Annotated in this window: 21 protein-coding genes and 2 tRNA genes; 8 read left to right on the top strand and 15 right to left on the bottom strand. The window is 39.1% G+C overall.

Annotated features, from left to right (window positions below):
• The first annotated feature begins 39 nt into the window (after positions 1-39).
• From B1F84_RS00230 to B1F84_RS00245, 4 genes are all read left to right on the top strand, one after another.
• Positions 40-732, top strand: a complete 693-nt coding sequence (locus tag B1F84_RS00230; RefSeq protein ID WP_008468485.1) for a PspA/IM30 family protein — start codon at positions 40-42, stop codon at positions 730-732.
• A gap of 71 nt (positions 733-803) precedes the next feature.
• Positions 804-1,442, top strand: coding sequence for a hypothetical protein (locus B1F84_RS00235; protein WP_008468487.1), 639 nt, complete (start codon positions 804-806; stop codon positions 1,440-1,442).
• Positions 1,439-1,759, top strand: a complete 321-nt coding sequence (locus B1F84_RS00240; RefSeq protein ID WP_008468489.1) for a hypothetical protein — start codon at positions 1,439-1,441, stop codon at positions 1,757-1,759. The genes B1F84_RS00235 and B1F84_RS00240 overlap by 4 nt, the downstream gene beginning before the upstream one ends.
• A gap of 64 nt (positions 1,760-1,823) precedes the next feature.
• Positions 1,824-2,009 carry a hypothetical protein gene (locus B1F84_RS00245; RefSeq protein WP_021033113.1) on the top strand — a complete coding sequence of 62 codons (186 nt, stop codon included), beginning with the start codon at positions 1,824-1,826 and terminating at the stop codon, positions 2,007-2,009.
• Between the two features lie 15 nt (positions 2,010-2,024).
• Here B1F84_RS00245 and B1F84_RS00250 read toward each other — a convergent pair whose 3' ends face one another.
• The 4 genes from B1F84_RS00250 to B1F84_RS00265 form a co-directional block, all read right to left on the bottom strand.
• Positions 2,025-2,426 carry a hypothetical protein gene (locus tag B1F84_RS00250; protein WP_131690236.1) on the bottom strand — a complete coding sequence of 134 codons (402 nt, stop codon included), beginning with the start codon at positions 2,424-2,426 and terminating at the stop codon, positions 2,025-2,027.
• Positions 2,427-2,436: 10 nt separating this feature from the next.
• Positions 2,437-2,955, bottom strand: a complete 519-nt coding sequence (locus B1F84_RS00255) for a hypothetical protein (RefSeq protein WP_010392545.1) — start codon at positions 2,953-2,955, stop codon at positions 2,437-2,439.
• Positions 2,956-3,063: 108 nt separating this feature from the next.
• The gene (locus B1F84_RS00260; protein ID WP_131690238.1) at positions 3,064-4,443 is read right to left on the bottom strand and encodes a class II fumarate hydratase; all 1,380 of its coding nucleotides are present in this window, start codon (positions 4,441-4,443) and stop codon (positions 3,064-3,066) included.
• Between the two features lie 215 nt (positions 4,444-4,658).
• Positions 4,659-4,844 carry a hypothetical protein gene (locus B1F84_RS00265; protein ID WP_008468498.1) on the bottom strand — a complete coding sequence of 62 codons (186 nt, stop codon included), beginning with the start codon at positions 4,842-4,844 and terminating at the stop codon, positions 4,659-4,661.
• A gap of 192 nt (positions 4,845-5,036) precedes the next feature.
• Between B1F84_RS00265 and B1F84_RS00270 the strand changes: the two genes are divergently transcribed.
• The gene (locus tag B1F84_RS00270; RefSeq protein WP_131690239.1) at positions 5,037-5,627 is read left to right on the top strand and encodes a DUF938 domain-containing protein; all 591 of its coding nucleotides are present in this window, start codon (positions 5,037-5,039) and stop codon (positions 5,625-5,627) included.
• Here the strand turns inward: B1F84_RS00270 and B1F84_RS00275 are convergent.
• The 3 genes from B1F84_RS00275 to B1F84_RS00285 all read right to left on the bottom strand — a co-directional run bounded on the left by B1F84_RS00275 (position 5,604) and on the right by B1F84_RS00285 (position 10,091).
• Positions 5,604-6,743: a GNAT family N-acetyltransferase gene (locus tag B1F84_RS00275; RefSeq protein ID WP_131690240.1), complete on the bottom strand. Its 1,140-nt coding sequence runs from the start codon at positions 6,741-6,743 to the stop codon at positions 5,604-5,606. The two genes, B1F84_RS00270 and B1F84_RS00275, sit on opposite strands and share 24 nt — an antisense overlap.
• A 92-nt stretch (positions 6,744-6,835) precedes the next feature.
• A complete protein-coding gene (locus tag B1F84_RS00280; RefSeq protein ID WP_131690241.1) occupies positions 6,836-9,562 on the bottom strand; it encodes an ATP-binding protein in 2,727 nt (908 codons plus the stop codon).
• A 73-nt stretch (positions 9,563-9,635) separates the two neighbouring features.
• Complete coding sequence (locus B1F84_RS00285) at positions 9,636-10,091, bottom strand: Lrp/AsnC family transcriptional regulator (protein ID WP_008468510.1); 456 nt, start codon at positions 10,089-10,091, stop codon at positions 9,636-9,638.
• A gap of 136 nt (positions 10,092-10,227) precedes the next feature.
• Here B1F84_RS00285 and B1F84_RS00290 point away from each other — a divergent pair, with 136 nt between their 5' ends.
• A complete protein-coding gene (locus B1F84_RS00290; RefSeq protein WP_131690242.1) occupies positions 10,228-11,397 on the top strand; it encodes a monodechloroaminopyrrolnitrin synthase PrnB family protein in 1,170 nt (389 codons plus the stop codon).
• A gap of 1 nt (position 11,398) precedes the next feature.
• A complete protein-coding gene (locus B1F84_RS00295; protein WP_131690243.1) occupies positions 11,399-12,523 on the top strand; it encodes an aminotransferase class V-fold PLP-dependent enzyme in 1,125 nt (374 codons plus the stop codon).
• On the opposite strand, the gene B1F84_RS00300 is transcribed toward B1F84_RS00295, so the two are convergent.
• The 5 genes from B1F84_RS00300 to B1F84_RS00315 form a co-directional block, all read right to left on the bottom strand.
• Positions 12,507-12,995, bottom strand: coding sequence for a DUF4124 domain-containing protein (locus B1F84_RS00300; RefSeq protein WP_131690244.1), 489 nt, complete (start codon positions 12,993-12,995; stop codon positions 12,507-12,509). The two genes, B1F84_RS00295 and B1F84_RS00300, sit on opposite strands and share 17 nt — an antisense overlap.
• A 543-nt stretch (positions 12,996-13,538) precedes the next feature.
• Positions 13,539-13,631, bottom strand: a tRNA-Ser gene (locus B1F84_RS00305).
• 54 nt (positions 13,632-13,685) lie between these two features.
• Positions 13,686-13,776, bottom strand: a tRNA-Ser gene (locus B1F84_RS00310).
• A 222-nt stretch (positions 13,777-13,998) separates the two neighbouring features.
• Positions 13,999-14,139: a hypothetical protein gene (locus B1F84_RS17915; protein ID WP_008113257.1), complete on the bottom strand. Its 141-nt coding sequence runs from the start codon at positions 14,137-14,139 to the stop codon at positions 13,999-14,001.
• 760 nt (positions 14,140-14,899) lie between these two features.
• A complete protein-coding gene (locus B1F84_RS00315) occupies positions 14,900-15,694 on the bottom strand; it encodes a YggN family protein (RefSeq protein WP_131690245.1) in 795 nt (264 codons plus the stop codon).
• Positions 15,695-16,082: 388 nt separating this feature from the next.
• Here B1F84_RS00315 and B1F84_RS00320 point away from each other — a divergent pair, with 388 nt between their 5' ends.
• The gene (locus tag B1F84_RS00320) at positions 16,083-16,268 is read left to right on the top strand and encodes a hypothetical protein (RefSeq protein ID WP_008108975.1); all 186 of its coding nucleotides are present in this window, start codon (positions 16,083-16,085) and stop codon (positions 16,266-16,268) included.
• 120 nt (positions 16,269-16,388) lie between these two features.
• Here B1F84_RS00320 and B1F84_RS00325 read toward each other — a convergent pair whose 3' ends face one another.
• From B1F84_RS00325 to B1F84_RS00335, 3 genes are all read right to left on the bottom strand, one after another.
• A complete protein-coding gene (locus B1F84_RS00325) occupies positions 16,389-16,880 on the bottom strand; it encodes a glutathione peroxidase (RefSeq protein ID WP_131690246.1) in 492 nt (163 codons plus the stop codon).
• Between the two features lie 89 nt (positions 16,881-16,969).
• Positions 16,970-17,269 (bottom strand): AzlD domain-containing protein, encoded by a 300-nt coding sequence (locus B1F84_RS00330; RefSeq protein ID WP_008108977.1) that lies wholly within the window; start codon positions 17,267-17,269, stop codon positions 16,970-16,972.
• Positions 17,269-17,970 (bottom strand): AzlC family ABC transporter permease, encoded by a 702-nt coding sequence (locus B1F84_RS00335; RefSeq protein WP_008108978.1) that lies wholly within the window; start codon positions 17,968-17,970, stop codon positions 17,269-17,271. Before B1F84_RS00335 ends, B1F84_RS00330 begins: the two co-directional genes overlap by 1 nt.
• Positions 17,971-18,030 lie beyond the last annotated feature (60 nt).

The raw sequence follows: 18,030 nt of genomic DNA on the forward strand, positions 1-18,030 counted from the left end.
TACCTAATAGGATATAAACAAGTTTTTGGAGTTAAGATTATGAGTATTTTAAAAAAATTATTTACAGCGGTACGTGGCGGCGCGCGTGAAGCGGGCGAAGCAATTGTTGATGCGAATGGTATTCGTATTTTTGAACAAGAAATTGCCGATGCGCAAAATGCACTACATCGTGCTAAAAAAAGCCTAACAGAAGTGATGGCTAAAGAAATGCAAACTAAGCGTAAAATCAGCGCGGTGGATGCATCAATTGCTGAGCACGAAGCGTATGCAGGACAAGCGCTTGAAAAAGGTAATGAAGCATTAGCATTAGAAATTGCAGAAAAAATTGGTGACTTTGAAGCTGAGAAAGCCGAACACGAGCAAGTGTTATCGGGCTTTAGTAATCACATAGTGACGTTGAAACAGCAAGTTAAAGATGCTGAAAAATCAATTAAAGAAAATCAGCGTCAGCTTACTATGGTTAAAACCACAGAAAGTGTTCAGCAAGCGACAATGGCTGTAAATAGCACCTTGAATACTAATAGCTCGTCGATGACATCGGCGCGTCAGTCACTTGAGCGTATTAAGCAACGTCAGCAAGATCGTAGTGATCAGCTAGGTGCTGCAAAGTCTCTAGAAGCAGATGTTAATGGCGACGATTTAAAAGCTAAAATGGCTGAAGCGGGTATTGGTGATACCAATCCAAAAAGTGCTGATATTTTAGCGCGCATTAAAGCGAAGCAAAATAGCTAACATTTAGAACCATATTAAAAAGGTAACCGAGTTTCGCTCCGTTACCTTTTTTGCTTACAGAGGCACCTTATATGTTTAATTTTTTCAAATCTAAAAAAAAGCCAGAACGTCAGCTTAATCACGCGAGTGACCTTAAGAAAGGCGACATGTTTACAGTGATTGATTCGTTTGCTTATCCTGCATGGCTTAAAGGCCAAACACTTCGCGTTATTGATGTACAAACGTATCAGTACCAACACAGCAGTGATACTGAATTTGTACTTGAAACTAACACAGGCCAAGTGGTGTTTTTACAAATAGAACAAAACGATGGTGAGCAGTGGGCTAATTTCTCAATAAAGATTCAGCGTGATGATGTTGATGAAGTATTTGGTTTGGATGAGTTTTCACGTATTTTTGATGAAGAGTCGCTAACGCATATTACAGTTAAAAATACGCCTGAGCGTTTTATGCAGTTTTTAGCTGACAGTTATCAACAAAGCGAATCACCTTATGTATGTTATTTCCATAATAAAGACTTTCGTGGCCAAACGCTGCCTCGTTATGAGCAAGACGGTGGTGAGCCGTGTGAAATGATTTGTTTAGCGTCACCCGATGAAGCACATAGCGTTAATATCGAAATTTGGGAGGGAGGTGAAACAGAAGTATCACTGACGTTAACTCGCCCAATTAGCGACATTGTTGACTTGTTTCCTGGAGATGCCCAGTGAGTGATGCTAAAGACAAGTGGTTGCGCCAAGAACAAGCTGTGCGCGCCACACAAATGGCATTTGATTTGAGTAGTGAGGTACAAAAGTCGATAAAAAAACAAGCTATCGATCAAGAACTCACTCCCTCAGACATGATCCGTAAAATTTTAGGTCTTGATGTAAAGTCTAAAAAAACACGGCAACGTTTATCGTTTAATTTAAATGATGATGAAATAGCGCAATTGGCTAGCCGGTTTGAAGTTGCAGTAGATGATAAAAGAGCGGTAAAGCAACAGGTAGCAGATCTACTCATTGAGCATACAAAAAAGGCTAAGTAACCCTTTTGCCTTCTTTATATAAAATACTTACACTGAGGTTTATTATTTCTAAAGAAGTGCCGCTGTGAATATTATATTGATTGCCTACTTACTTATGTTTGCGTTATTTGGCACAGCGGCAAGCTACTTTGTGCGTTTTATATATGCTTATTGGGTACAAAAGAACATGCCTTTGGAATACATTTTTAAGGCTGGTGTATGTATTTTCATGGTAGTGGTTATTTCGGTGTTAATACCACTATTAAATTAACACCGAAACGAACTGCTACTGGTAATTAACGGTTTGACATTGGTTATCAATACACAAAGAGTGTACTTCAAGTACAGGTGAGCATTCATTTGACCCAAGAGTTGAGTTTTTTTGCTGTTCTTGTTGGGTAATACTTTGTGCTAATTGCTCGGCGTTTTTTTGAGAATTATTTAATGTTGAATACACAACATACTTACTCGGTCCACCACAGGCACGCGAGCCAACACCTAACACCTTACATTGATAACTGGCTGTGCAGCTTTTATTACTTGTAAGCTCATTAAGCTGAGTATTTAAAACAGATTCACTCGCGTTTTGAGCTGTGCTTGGTGTTAGTGCGCTACTGCAACCGCTAAGCAGCATAGTCATGACAACACTGGCAGCTGATAGTTTAATTACGGATGACAAACAACTCATAATCTAATCCTTAAAATACACTTACCGCAGAGCCTTCAAGTTTAACACATTTATTTTCAACGCACTGGGTACTAGGCGCAGTTAAATGTTGGCAAATACTCATCATGCCTTTTTGCGCATTATAAGTACTTTCCAATTGAGTAATGGTATCGCTTAGGGCTGAAACCTGTTTTTGGGGGGCGCTTTGTGTAGAGTACACAATATAATCGCTCGGCCCACCACAGGCACGGCTACCCACTGCATTTACTTTACACTGTGAACTCGTTGAACATTGCTTATCTGCTATGAGGCTGTTTAGCTTATCTTTTGCTGTTTTAATATCATCAAGCGACACTTCTTTTGCTGCATCAGCTGGTAATGGCTGTGCTATTTTATTTTGCTTATTCGCTTGTGGTAATTTTTGTTGCGGTATCGGCGTTGACGTATTTTCTACCGCATTGGTTTTAGTTTGCTCAGTTTTATTTGAGGTTGTTTCTAAGCACGCCGTTAAGCAAAGCGGTAGCAGTAGAGCGAGTAATGGAGTACGCATAATCGTTCCTGATAGTGATGAATTATTAATCACTATCATACACTGTGCATTCATTACAGCAATAAAAACTCTACTATCAACATATTAAAGAGGTGATAAGGAGAGTTTTTAAGTTAACCCGCCTTGCGTTAATTTAGCTGGATTGAGTAATGCCTCTAATTCTGATCGAGATAGGTCGGTTTCTTGCTCAGCGATATCAATAATTGGCTGTGCTTGCTGATAAGCTTGCTTAGCAATTTTTGCTGCTTTTTCGTAGCCAATAACAGGGTTTAGCGCAGTCACTAAAATCGGGTTTTTAGTTAATGCTTTATCAATCTGAGTTTGATTAACTTTAAAGCTAGCAATGGCTTTATCTGCCAACGCTTGCGCGCTATTAGCGAGTATCTCGGTACTTTGCAAAATATTGTAAGCGATTACCGGCAGCATTACGTTAAGCTCAAAGTTGCCAGCTTGGCCTGCAACCGTAATAGTTGCGTCGTTACCAATGACTTGGGCGCTAACCATTGCAGCGGCTTCTGGGATCACCGGATTCACTTTACCAGGCATAATTGATGAGCCAGGCTGTAATGCTTCAAGTTCAATTTCTGAAAGTCCCGCAAGTGGGCCTGAGTTCATCCAACGTAAATCGTTGGCTATTTTCATTTGTGCAACTGCATAGACTTTCAGTTGCCCCGATAAAGCAACAATGGCGTCTTGTGAGCCAATATTATAAAAAAAGTTATCGCTCGGGGTAAATTGTATTCCCACCTTTTCAGTTAGCTGTGTAGCGAATTGCGCAGCAAATTGTGGATCGGCATTAATACCTGTACCTACCGCTGTGCCACCCTGCGCTAGCTCACAGACACGTTGTAGTGCATGCTCAATACCGCTGGCTGCATGCTTTACCTGCGATTGCCATGCGCTGAGTGTTTGCTCAAAAGTTATTGGCATTGCATCCATTAAATGAGTGCGCCCAGTTTTAACTATGTGACCGATGTCTGCTTTTTTTTGCTCTAAGGCGTCTGCTAAATTTGCTAGTGCTGGCAGTAATTTTTTATCAACGCTGATCGCACTACTCAAAGCAATCGCAGTGGGAATAACGTCATTAGAGCTTTGCCCCATATTCACATCGTCATTTGGGTGAATAGCTTGGTTAGCATGTTTTGAGGCTAAGCTCGCAATGACCTCATTAGCATTCATATTTGAGCTAGTACCTGAGCCAGTTTGAAAAATATCAACGGGGAAATGCTCATAATGCTTTCCATCAATAATTTCTTGGCAGGCGTGGTCGATCGCATTTGCTTTCGTTTTATCTAAATGGCCTAGTTTTAAATTGGTTATTGCAGCGGCTTGTTTGATATACGCTAAGGCAATAATAAATTGCTGCGGCATTGTGAGGCTGCTAATTGTAAAGTTATTTATGGCGCGTTGGGTTTGTGCTTTATAAAGTGCGTCAGCGGGTACGTTGAGTGTGCCCATGCTATCTGATTCTGTTCTAAAGTTACTCATTAGTACTCCTATAAAAGAGAATATATGACAATTAACTACGCTATATAAAAAGATATGGTGCTGTTGTTGCTATTTACAACGGTATAGCTAAAAAGTAGAGGGCGTCAAGGTAAGCTAATGATGGAACTAAAAATAAAAAGTCGACTTAAACGGATTTTAAGTCGACTTAAATAATGTCTTTATATAAACAGCCGGTTATAAGGCTCAACAGAATTTTAATTGTAGCCAAGAATAAATATTTGGTCTGTTTCATGTTTGTTTTGTGCCTTTTGAGTATTTTTTACATGAGAGAGTAAATCGATTGCCGTTGCTCTACAATCTGTTTCATAACTCGTTTTATCTAGGCTTTTGTCTGCAACAGCCATTACAGCGTCTACAGCGGAATAGGTTGAAATATACATAATGTTATCCTTTATTAGTTAGTACTCATTAAGTGAGTAGTTTAATAAAAGCATATAGCGTACCAGCTCGGTAAAAATAATTTAACGTATTGAAATTAAAGTTATTTTATTATTTTGGTTAATTTAATCACGACAGAATAGCTGAAATTTGTTTTACTATTGTGCATTCATTTGCAATTTAGGTGCACCAGCATGAGCAAACCGTTTTCACAAGCCTGCGAAAATAATAAAAATCATATACTTAAGGCTTTGCAGCCTGCATTGCAAAATGCAGTATCAGTACTTGAGATAGGCTCTGGGACGGGTCAGCATAGCGTTTTCTTTGCCAAAAAATTGCCATATTTACAATGGTATACCAGTGACCGAGAGGTTAATCATCAAGGAATAAAGTTATGGCATGATGAGGTGCAACTGGCAAATTTGCATCCGCCTTTATTACTTGACCTAAACGATCCTTGGCCAGTAAATAAAGTGGATGCAATTTATACTGCCAATACCTTTCATATAGTGAGCTGGGAGTTAATCACGCGTTTTTTTGCTGGAGTAAATCAGCACTTAAATCAGCAAGGGGTGGTGTGTATATATGGCCCTTTCAAATATAAAGGAGAATTTACCAGCCCCAGTAATGATGAATTTAACAGTTTACTGCAAAGTCGCGATCCACTTAGTGGTATCCGTGATTTCGAAGCGATTGAGCAACTTGCAGTGCAATCAGGGCTTAAGTTACTCAGCGATACGGCGATGCCTGCAAATAATCAGTTACTCATTTTTAAACGGCAATAAAGTGCTGCATTGTTGTTTGTAAATGTCGATATGTTGGCATTCGCGTTCTAAGTAATCTGCAATGGCATTATTAAAATCGGGGTGAACAATGTGATGGGCAGAGTAAGTGGTTATCGGTTGGAAACCACGTGCTATTTTATGCTCTCCTTGTGCACCGGCATTAAAGCACTGAATGTTATGCTTAATAGCATAATCAATCCCTTGGTAATAACACAGCTCAAAGTGAAGCGAATCTATCTCCTCACTAGCGCCCCAATAGCGGCCGTAAAGGGTATTGTCACCAATTAAGCTTAAGGTGGCGGCAATGACGTGTTGGTCTCTTTTGGCTAGCATAATGAGCAATTTGTCAGCCATTAAGGCGTGTAGCAAGCTAAAAAACTCACTGTTTAAGTAGCCTAAATGGCCCGAACGTTTTAAATAAGTGCGTTGATAAAACTCACAAAAAAGCTGCATTGTAGCGGTAGTAATTTGCTCGCCTTTGAGCCATTCAATACTGATATTCTGTTGTGTAATTTTAGCACGCTCTTTTTTAACGGCTTTACGCTTACGGGCATTAAAGGTTTTTAAAAAATCGTCAAAATCTTTAAAGTTATTATTAAACCATTGAAACTGCACGCCGGTTCTTCGCATTGCGCCGGTATCATAAAGGTGGATGGCTTGTGCTTTATCGCAAAAGTTTACATGCCAGCCTGACCATGTCTGTTCTGCGCAGTGGCTATTAAGTTGCTCTGTTATGTACTTATACACTAGCTTTGGATTGCTATGCATAATACCTATTCTTTGTCCCTCAATCGGGCTAAAAGGAATACCGCACAGCCATTTAGGGTAATAATCTAAGCCATTTTTTTCATAAGCTTCAGCCCATGCCCAGTCAAATACATATTCACCGTAGGAGTGCGCTTTTAAGTAGCCTGGGGCAAGCGCAATGAGTTTATCACCATCATAAACGGCTAAGTGATGAGGCTGCCAACCTGCTTTTGCGCTTACACATTGGCTTTGCTCAAGTGCGTATAAAAAAGCATGTTGAGTAAAAGGATCATCGCCAAAAAATTGATGCCATTGTGTTGCGTCAACCTGGTTGATGCTATTAAACCATTGGTGAGAAAAGTGGCTCATAATACTTTGCCTACTATTATTGAAAGTGTGTTATTTGCTAATTTTTATATGAATGCGGCAGCCATTTTCGGTTTTCTATTGTGGATAAAACCTTATGGTTCATCCTGCTCTATATATTGAGATAAACATTGTGTGAGCTTATCGAGTTCGAGAGGTTTTGCAAGATGTTCGTTAAAACCAATTGCGAAGGCATTGGCTTTATCTTCTGGCATTACATCAGCGGTTAAGGCGATCACTGGTAATTGTTCAGCACTTTTAGTTTTCCGTATCAATGCTGTGGCCTGATAACCATCCATAACTGGCATTTGGCAATCCATTAACACTAAATCGAAGTCATGTATTTTAACTTGTTCTACTGCCAACTCTCCATTTTCAACTAATGTTGGGGTGATCCCCAAAGAGCTAAGCATTGCTTTTATCACTAATTGATTGACGCTGTTATCTTCTGCAACCAGTATTTTTAGTTTACTTAAATCAACATGCTGCTGCGTGTGTTTCGTCGTTACTTGTTGCGCATCACAGGTATTTAACTCTACAGACAGGGTAAAGGTTGAGCCCTTACCTGACTCACTTTGTACGCTGATATCTCCAGACATTAATAAGCTAAGTTCTTTTGCGATTGCTAAGCCAAGCCCTGTACCACCAAATTTACGCGATGTTGAGCTATCAGCTTGGGTGAATGCATCAAATAATGTACTTTGCTCTGAGGCGGAAATACCGATACCCGAGTCCTTAATAGCAAGGATGACTTGTCTACGTTTATCGCTAATCTCTTTGCTGTATGCGCTAATACTTACTTCACCTTCGTAGGTAAACTTTATGGCGTTGCTACACAGATTTAATAAAATTTGCTCAATTCGCATAACATCACCTTCAAACCAAAGATCGGTTGGTAATTGGTTATCAACTTTCCAGCTAATACCTTTTTGTTCAGCGCTTTGTTCGAACATGCTACTGATCCGAGCAAGAAGAGCATTTAAATCAAAAGGGGCGACTTCTAAAGTAAGCTTTTGTGATTCAATTTTAGAAATATCGAGTACATCATTAATTAAACTTAACAATGATTTAGACGCTAAATTAATTTTATTTAAATAACCAGTGAGGGTTTCAGGACTATCTTCACTCTTAGCTAAGGTTGAAAAGCCGATCACGGCATTAAGCGGAGTGCGAATTTCATGGCTCATATTTGCTAAAAATCGGCTTTTAGCTTGATTTGCTAAATCAGATTGTTTTTTAGCCTTAACCAGCGAGCGTGTGCGCTCTGCTACCAAGCGTGAAAGTGCGAGGTGTTGGTTATTAAACAGCATTAATATCAGTAAAATGAGTGAGCTGACAATGACCTGTAAAATAAGCAAAAATAGTGTCATGTTATTAGTTTGATGCGGTAGAAATTCATCTTTAATGGTTAAATCAACGAACCATGTTTGCCCTGCAAAATCAATTTTGATAGTTGTAAGCTTATTGCTTTTGGTTGGAACATTTTCGGTATTTGAATAAAACGGGCTGGTAGCATTAGCTTCATAAATAGCGATATTAAACATTTTATTTTGTGCTTGCGTAAGCGATTGAGCAAGTATGTTTTTCACTAAAAATACACCTGTTGCGTAACCTTTAATTGATGCAATCTCATTATTTTGTTGATACACGGGAGCAAATAATAAATACGCGGGTTCAGGTTGCTGTGTTTGAACTAATTGAATTATTTTAGTCCCTATAGGGCGAATTTTGATACGTGGGTCGAGCAAGGTTTCACGGCGATCTTTTCGAGAATTGAGATTAAAACCTATCGCTGATTGGTTTTCTGTAAAAGGGGCAATATAGGTAATAACCACCAATGGGTCATTGTTTGATAATGGTGCCCCTTTAATGCTTGGATCAAAGCTGTATGCGTTATAAATTTCATCAAGCTGTTTGTTCAAGAAACTGACCTGAGCAGGGTCAATTTTACGGTTCCATGAAAATGCTTTAATAAATGAATGCTCAGCCAATAGTTGGGCACTGTAGCTATTAAACTCTTGCCTGCTTAAAGTTGGCGTTGATTGTATTTGGCTTGCAAGGCTTTGTACGGTTATTTGGCTGAGGTTTAAATTGCTCAGTAAACTGTTTTCAATGATAGATGTTTCGCGCTTGGCAATTTGTATTGAATTTGAATAAGTCTCTTGATTATATAGCTTAGTGGTTAAGGCTACAGAGATGAATAACACCGAGCATACTGCGATAGTAGGTAATGGGGTGACATATTGTCGTTTAAATTTAGGTTGTAATAACGCCAATAAAAAGGGGGTTGCGATCAGCACGCCGAGAGAGTCACCTAGCCACCAAAAAATAACATTTTCCCAATGGTTTTCAATGCTGTAAGCGGGGTTGAATTGGCTCAAAGCATAGACGCCAATATTGGCCGATATGAGGCTAACAACAATACCGACGACAAAAATAAAATAAATTATTGATTGGCGCTTCTTTAAGTACAGTGGATGGCCTAGCCAGTACTTTAAAAGAGCAGCGCCAATCATCCCTTGCAGCACAGCGCCAAAGCCGATTAGTAACACCTGCTCTAATGTATTGCCAATTAAAACTTGATCAGTGATAACGTTATCACCGGTACTTAAATTAAAGGCGACAGAGGCAATAAATAATGCTGGGATAAAGCGCCACCACCAGATGAAACAGCCCACTAGGGCAATACCTGCAGGGAGCCATATAGGAATGACTTGTGATTGAAAGGCAAAATTAGTTAATAACTTACCAGTTATAAAGTAAGCAACCGCAAACGATATGTAAAAAACAAAAGAACTGGATGTTGAACCAAAAATCTTCACATGCATCCTTGTTAAATATTATTTTTATAGTGAAATCTCAGTATAGCGAATCGGCGGTAAATAGTATTATTTTTTAAAGTGGTAGCTGTTTTTTACTGAATGATTGCTTTAATACTACGGTTGATTCTATGTTGGCGATACAGCTTAAGCTTCCCAGTTGGTGCTTTACAAACTGCTCATAACTTTCTAAATCGTGAGAGATAATTTTTAATAAATAATCGTGGCTGCCTGAGATCACAGAACACTCAAGTACATGCGGTAGCTTTTCTACATGTTGTTCAAACTGTTGTGCGGCACTCACTGAATTTTGGCACAGTCGCACAAAAGCATAAACCAGTACATTCAGGTTGAGTGACTTAGGGTTAATAGCAGCGTGATAACCAATAATAACCTGTTCTTGCTCAAGCTTTTTGATGCGCCTTAAAGTAGGGGTATCCGATAGGTTAATGGTATTGGCTAATTCTGATACCGACATTCGAGCTTGCGATTGCAAGGCAACCAGTAGCTGCTGATCTTTATTATCTAACATGGTTGTAGAATCTTATTAATTATCTTTCTAATAATAGTGATTATTGCTAACAATGACTGCTTTTACTATTTTTTTTAGCGCTTTAACCTCTGAAGTTTTTGTTAGCATTAAAAAATAATAATAACAGGATGTAGTCATGAGTTCTTACACAGCTAAATTTGATAATTGGATTAGGTCTGAGTTTGTTGCCCTAAACTCTCAATTAGAGGAGTTGTATTGGCAGCAAGCAGATAAGGCAAATGTTGAAGGGATCGGGGATAACTTAAAGCAGACTTTGAAAGAGCAAGGTAATGCGTTGATCAGCGACTTATTAGCCGAAGGTAATACCGACGAAGGATTTGATAGCGCATTTGATTTACTTGGTAATGTAGGTTTGTTTATGGCGGCTTGTCGTAGACATGAAATTACAGAGCCAAGCAGAGAGAGTAGTTCACCGCTGATAGAAGCATCGGCGCTTGCCATGCATATTGGTGCTTCAATTGGAGTAACCCCTCGTTTTGCCACCGCACATTTAACCACCCATAATAAAGCCATTAATGGCACCTATAAACGGTTTACAAATCTTGATGATGAAACTCTGTTTTTAGATTACAACACCCAAGGTATTTTAGCGTATAAACGTGCGAGTGATGCTTTACTAAAAATATTGCCATTAGGCATTTCACATCCCGTCACGGCTGAACTACTTGAGGTTGTTAAAACGGCACTTATTGATGTAATAGCGTCGAATAATGCCTTGTATACTCAACTTGATACCGAGCGTTTTTTTAATTGTGTACGCCCATATTACAAGCCTTACAGAGTAGGGAAAGAAGCTTACCGTGGTGCAAATGCGGGAGATTTTGCCGGCATTAATGTTATCGATATGCTGCTAGGACTTTGTAGTGCCAATGAGCCGAGTTACTCGCAAATGCTGGTGGATAAGTTTTTATATATGATGCCAGAGGATCAACAAATACTGCGAGAAGCCATGCGTATGCAAAGCTTTATGGATGACTTTTTAAAAGCCGAGCAATATAAACACACAGAATGGTTTCAAAAGCACGGCAAACTATTTTTACAAGTGTGCAAATTACATGGCGACACCGCTATCGGTCATCATAATCAACTGGTCGAAAAGTTTATTGCCCAACCGTCACAGCAAATGCAACAACAGCATATTGGTAAAGTCACTGCTAGTGGGCCGCCTTTACCAGTATTACTCGATTCCTTAGCTAAATTAAGAGATAGACGTGCAGCGGCTAAGCGAGACGATATTAATACGCGGTTTAATGACTTAAATATGCTAAAACAATGGATAAATTAATATGGGTAATAATGATTTTTGTATGCCACATGGCTGCTATTTATTAAGTCACTCTGTTGGTCGTCCTCTAAAAAGTACTTTAGAAAATGCTACCGAGCATTTTTTTACTCCTTGGCAGGAAAGTGCCAAAGAGCCATGGCAGCAATGGCTACCGGCAATAGAAAAGTTTACGGGTGCATTAGGGCGGCTATTCAATGCGCCTAGTGAGCAATTTTGTCCTCAGGTTAACCTATCTAGTGGTTTAACTAAATTGCTTATGTCGCACCCCGTATTTAATAAACCACAGTGCACGGTATTAATGGCGCAGGCCGATTTTCCAAGTATGGGGTTTGTAATGCAAAAAGCACTCCCTGCATGTGCAACCATACGTTACATCCCCGAGCATGAAGATTTAAGTGATAGGCAGGTATGGCGGCGCTATTTAACTCCAGAGATTGATGGTGTGTTTGTTAGTCATGTTTATTCTAATACGGGTGTACAAGCACCTTTAAACGATATTGTGGCGCTTAGTAAAGTCACGAATACACTCTCAATAATTGATGTGGCGCAATCGGCAGGGGTTATCCCTGTCGATCTAACAGCGTTAAATGCTGACTTTATGATTGGCTCAAGTGTGAAGTGGTTATGCGGGGGGCCAGGTGCGGCCTATTTATGGGTAAATCCAAAGCAAATAACGCAATGTGAACCAAAAGATGTTGGCTGGTTTTCACATCAAAATCCATTCGAGTTTGATATTACGCATTTTCAGTATAACGCTAAAACACTCAGGTTTTGGGGTGGTACGCCTTCTATACTCCCTTATGTTATTGCTGCTAATAGCATTGAATATATTGCCCAGTTTGGAGTCGATAACGTCAGGTCGCATAATTTAGCGTTGTTAACGTTGATCCAGCAGCAGCTGGCGACTTTTTTAGTATCGCCAAACGATAAAGAACAGTGCAGTGGTACCGCTATTTTAGATTTTGCAGAGCATCAACAAACCGTATTAGCGGTATTGGAGGCAGCAAACATAAGTGTGGATGTGCGCAAACTCGGTATCCGTATTTCACCGCACATATACAATACAGCGTCAGAGATCCAAACGTTTATTGCTACGGTGAAAAAGGCAGTTAAGGCTGCTGACTAAGCTGTTGTTTTTTTTGAGTGAGTGCCGCTATTTGTTGCTGTGCTTGTTTAATTTGCGGATCAAATCGTTGTTTAAGTGCCGCAGTTTCTGTCGCAATTGCATCTGCAATCGAATCAGCGCCTAAACGATTTGCTTTATCTTGGGTCATGTAACCGACTTGCTGTTTCTTTTGCGCGTATTCCTGCTGGTATTGCTTTATTTTAAGCTCAAGCTGCACAATATCGCGCTCTATTTGTTGCATTTCTAGGTAGTCATCAACTGAGGTGTCGGTAACTGGCGTGTTTTCAGGTTTAGATGCATTGGTTTGCATGATGTTGACGTTTTTAAGCGTAATCACTTGAGCGTCTTTAGCGCACGGAGTTTGACTGAAGGTCGGAACTCCTTTAATGGTGCATTTATAAATGGTTACTTCGCTTGCTGTGCTGACAGTGCAGGCACCTAAACAACACAGTAGTAATATTAGCTTTGTCATGGTTAAACCTAAGCTGGTTTGAAGTACCATTTATAATGCACTAAGTTATAACACCATACAATTTGTTTAATTTAATAGCCTAAGCCAAGTAGGCCATTTAAAACGTATAAACTAATGAAAGTTATTAAATTTTAGGCACAAAAAAACCACAATTAAGTGGCTTGTATTCAGTAATGGTGGAGAGGGAGGGATAGACTTGCTTACATCCATGTAATCAATCGCTACGCGACGCTTGCAGCGGCCTAAACTGTTCCAGACACTTTATCGAACCCAGTCGAGAGTTCTCACCCTCCCTATTTCTTAACGGAGTTAAAATTTAGGCACAAAAAAACCACAATTAAGTGGCTTGTATTCAGTAATGGTGGAGAGGGAGGGATAGACTTACTTACATCCATGTAATCAATCGCTACGCGACGCTTGCAGCGGCCTAAACTGTTCCAGACACTTTATCGAACCCAGTCGAGGGCTCTCACCCTCCCAATTAGCAGCAAAGCTTATTTTTGGGCACAAAAAAACCACAATTAAGTGGCTTATATTCAGTAATGGTGGAGAGGGAGGGATTCGAACCCTCGATAGAGCTACAAACTCTATACTCCCTTAGCAGGGGAGCTCCTTCGGCCACTCGGACACCTCTCCGACGCATTATTCTGCGTGTTATTAATCGGAATAAAACCAATTAATACAAATAAGTGGTGGAGAGATAGGGATTTGAACCCTAGAGGGGCTATAAACCCCTGCCGGTTTTCAAGACCGGTGCATTCGACCACTCTGCCATCTCTCCACGTCGTGATGCAGGATAATACTTAGGTGAGTAGTCTGTGTAAATAGCAAAAAGATCGTTTGCTTAAAAAGTGAGCGTAAATGCGGTTTTTTTTATAAATAATGAAGATTTAAGGTGATTTTTAGCTATGAGGTGGCTGGCAGCAAACAGGAGGAGCTAAAGAAGAGTCTTCATTTAGAGGTTGGGTGTTTGCTGCAACAATACAAAATCATGGTTGGGTGATTATTTATATTGAATTGCACCGCCAAGTGCTAATTTTTTTCCGTAACGGTTAAGTTTAGCAAGCATTCTTGCTTTGCGATTAGTTGGCTTAACGGCAACGTGAGTTGTGGCTGTTTGGTTAAGTGTATTAATTGGGTTCATGTTATTCGCTCCGAGGTTGTGTCTGTTGAAAACATGCGCATATTGCCCGCGATATGGTTAAAAATAAAGCGATAAAAATTGCTGGTGAGCTATTAGTTTTTTTAATCTGAAGTGGGTTTATTTGCTTGGCAGTTAATCGGTTTTTTATTTTAAATTGTATAATTATTCATTTTAAATTTTCTTTATCTTGCTTTTATATCGGGTTTTTTTTGATTTATTTAATTGTTTTTCTGCATTATAAAGACTTTTTGTGAATAGTTATTCAGATTAAAATATCTTTAATTTAGGTGGCGGGAGCGACTCTGCTATAAGATTTAACATGTTATTTATAGTTGGTTAATTATTTATCGTAAAAGAGGCGCTAAATAAACTTACAAAAAGAGCATTTTATAGTTTATAAGCATAAAAAAAAGTGCCTAGATTACTAGGCACTTTGGAGTTAGTTGCGTTTTAAAACGCTTCTAACTGGGGAACGTACCATCTCATGAATATAAATCTAAAAAGATGGGTTTAATTATGTTTGCAATTTGGGCTTACAATCATCAGCTTGGGTGGCATTTTAACTATTCTAGAGCGAAGCGAAGATTATACTTTGGTTTGTATTTTACTATGAAGCCACAAAACAACGCTGCTCAGCAAGGGTAGATCCGCTCAATAGTCTATTATTTGAGTTAAATGGTTTTAAAGAGGGTATAAAACGCAAAATGCGGCATAACTTAAAAGTAAATGCCGCACAGGGAGATTAATGTCAATTTAGGGTTTAGTGCTGTTTAATAGTAAATAACTCATAACCCTTAAGTGCAGGAACTTGAGCGGTTAGTTGCGTTTCTTGTTGTGCTATTGCAACAAAATCACCACATAATGAATTTGCACGCTTTTCAAGTGTTTTGGCATGCAGCTCCACTTTTTCTTCTATTTGTGCGCCCATATTTTCCATGCGCTCTTCAAATGCTTGCATGTCACCGCCTGAACTCATTAACTCAGAACCCAATGCCACTAAAATGCTGCCCATTGATTCCATTACTGCTGATTCAACAGCTGTTTCTATTTGTTGTTCAAACTGCTGTTCAAAATTTTCACCAAATTGAGTAAAGCTTTGTTGACCCATCACAAAAGTACCTTGCTGATAAAAGGTGCCTTCAACTTCTTGATGAATATCCTCCATCAGGCTTGAAATATTATCGAGGCCGTCAATATTAAACGCATTGGCAACTTCTTCTAATGCCACACCTGCAATTTTAACCCCTTCAAGGGCAATATTAGCTACTTCAGGTAATTGCACGCGTAAATTGTCAGTGTAATCGGTCAATGCTTGGCGCTGTGTACTATTTAATGCTACTTGCTCGCCATTGATAGACAGCTCACCTTCAGCGGTAAATAACATGCGCTGGTTATCGGCTTTAAAAATTTCTAACTCATTGGGTTTGATGCGTACATCGTTTTTAAATTCAACGTTACATTCATCGTTACTAAATGAAATTGAAGAGTCGCTATCGTTATGGGCCATTGCTACTGGGGTACACATTATTGCGCTAACTAATAATAATTTTTTCATGTTTATTCTCTGTTTTTTTGCTGATGATAATTAACTTATAACAAGTTTGATGCCAATAGTTTTTAGTGTTTAAAAACAGTTGGTTGAGTGTTTTTGGCTGAGGTGTAGTTAAAAGCAAACTTAAAGGAAAGGCTAATTTTTGGTCAAAATAACCAATAATTAAATGCTAATAAATAAAATTTATCGATACGATAAAAAACTCTCACTTTCCACAATTCAAATTTAGCGCTATTTATTCACAATACTGACACAGAGACTATTTAGGATAGCGATGTGGCTTTATTTTGACGTAAATTTGTACAGTGAATTTATGTTGAACATTTTAATTTCACCAATTATCGCGATATAAAAATCCGAGGTTGGTCTCAAACACTTTATGGAGTGGGTTGTGGGTAAGACATTTAGTTACGATGCGCTAGATGATGATTTTGTTGAAGACGAATACGAAATGGTCGGGCGTAATCAACACGACAAGAAAAAGCAAAAGGTAAAAAGAAAGTTAGAGGATTACCTTGAGCAAAAACGCTTGCGTAAAAACCTAGGTGAAGATGACTTAAACGATTATATTGATTAGGCTGTCGCTAGTGCAAATAAGCGCCAATATATTAGCATTTGATCATTACTTAGGTGGTTGTTTAAAAGCGCTGTAGGTTGGCAATAAAGAGGCTTTGGGCCTCTTTATACTTTTTAAGGATTAAGCTTTAGCTTTGAGCAATGCTTTTTTAATTACTTTTTCTAGTTTTTCAGGTTTGGTAATAGGCGCAAAGCGCTTAATGGGTGTGCCATCAGCTGCTATTAAAAACTTTGTGAAGTTCCACTTAATTTTTCGTGTTAAAAATCCAGGCAGTACAGATTTTAAATAGCGGAAAACTGAATCTGTGTGCTGGCCATTTACATTTACTTTTTCTGCGATTAAAAAATTAACCCCATAATTTATTAAACAACCTTGCGCTATTTGCTCTGAGTCTCCGGGCTCTTGCTGACCAAATTGGTTACAAGGAAAACCTATAATGACTAAGCCTTGGCTTGCATACTTTTCATGTAATGCTTGCAACGACTTATATTGATAAGTGAATCCACACTCACTCGCGGTATTTACTATTAGTACAACTTTACCCTCAAACTCTTTAAAGTCGATTGGCTGGCCTTGCAGGCTGGTAGTCTTTAGCTGATGGAATGGGTGCATATAAATACGCTTATTATTTGTTTATTTTGCATAGTTTAACCTTTGCGTGATGATCTACAAAGTCTAAGTCACTTCTACAGCGCTTGCTGCTAATTTAAAATTAGAAATAGCCCCATACCGGCCAAGGTAGTTAAGTAAATATTATGAGTTTTGTAAGCAACAACAATAGCGACTATAGCTGCACTGAGATAAGGGTTTTGCCAGTTTAGGTTTATACCTTCGTCATTTATAAATACAATAGGCACCCAAATCGCCGTTAAAACCGCAGGTGCACTAAAGCTTAAAAACTGCTGCATTTTAGGCCCTACTTTAAATGGTAATGCGCGGTGTAAGAATAAATAACGAGTAAAAAAGGTAATACATGCCATTAGCAAAATAGTGGTCATCATTATTTGGCATCCTTATTTTGCACTAATCTGGTAACAGCGTAACCTGCGCTCATCGCGAGTAGTGCAGAGCATACTAACCACAATTCAAAGCCTGTACTTTTTAATAAAGTGGCACTGATCCCTGCAACAATGACGGTGACTAAAGTGGCTAAGTTTTTAATCCCTGGAATTACTAAGGCAATAAAAGTTGCTGCAATTGCAAAATCGAGTCCTAAATTAGTGAGATCTGGAAGCATAGTACCGGCTACAATGCCAATTAGAGTCCAAATATTCCACGCAATGTAAAAGCTAAAACCTGCGCTCAATGCATAAATTAAACGGGTTTTAGTACGATAGGCGCGAGGGTGGTGCGAGAAGGCAAAAAGTTCATCAGTTAACACAAAGCTGACAGGAAGACGCCATCGCATGGGTTGCTCAATCACTTTGTGACGAACCGCCAAGCCATATAAAAAATGGCGAGAGCTAATAATAAACGTGGTAAAAAGAATGGTCAGTAGAGGGGTATTACCAGCAATGAGCTCAATTGCAACCAGCTGCGCTGAGCCTGCAAATACCAGTAGCGACATGGCTTGAGTTTCAAAAGGGGTAAAGCCATTTTGTATTGCTAACGAGCCACATAAAATGCCCCAAGGAATAACTGCTAAACACAGTGGCAGCATATCTAAAAAGCCTTTTAATACTGGTTTTTTAATTGATTGCATGTGTTTTACTCTGCGCACTGGTAGAAAGACTCATTAGGATACCTTAATATTAAGATGCTA

The sequence above is a fragment of the Pseudoalteromonas sp. DL-6 genome, from assembly GCF_004328665.1.
GTDB lineage: Bacteria > Pseudomonadota > Gammaproteobacteria > Enterobacterales > Alteromonadaceae > Pseudoalteromonas.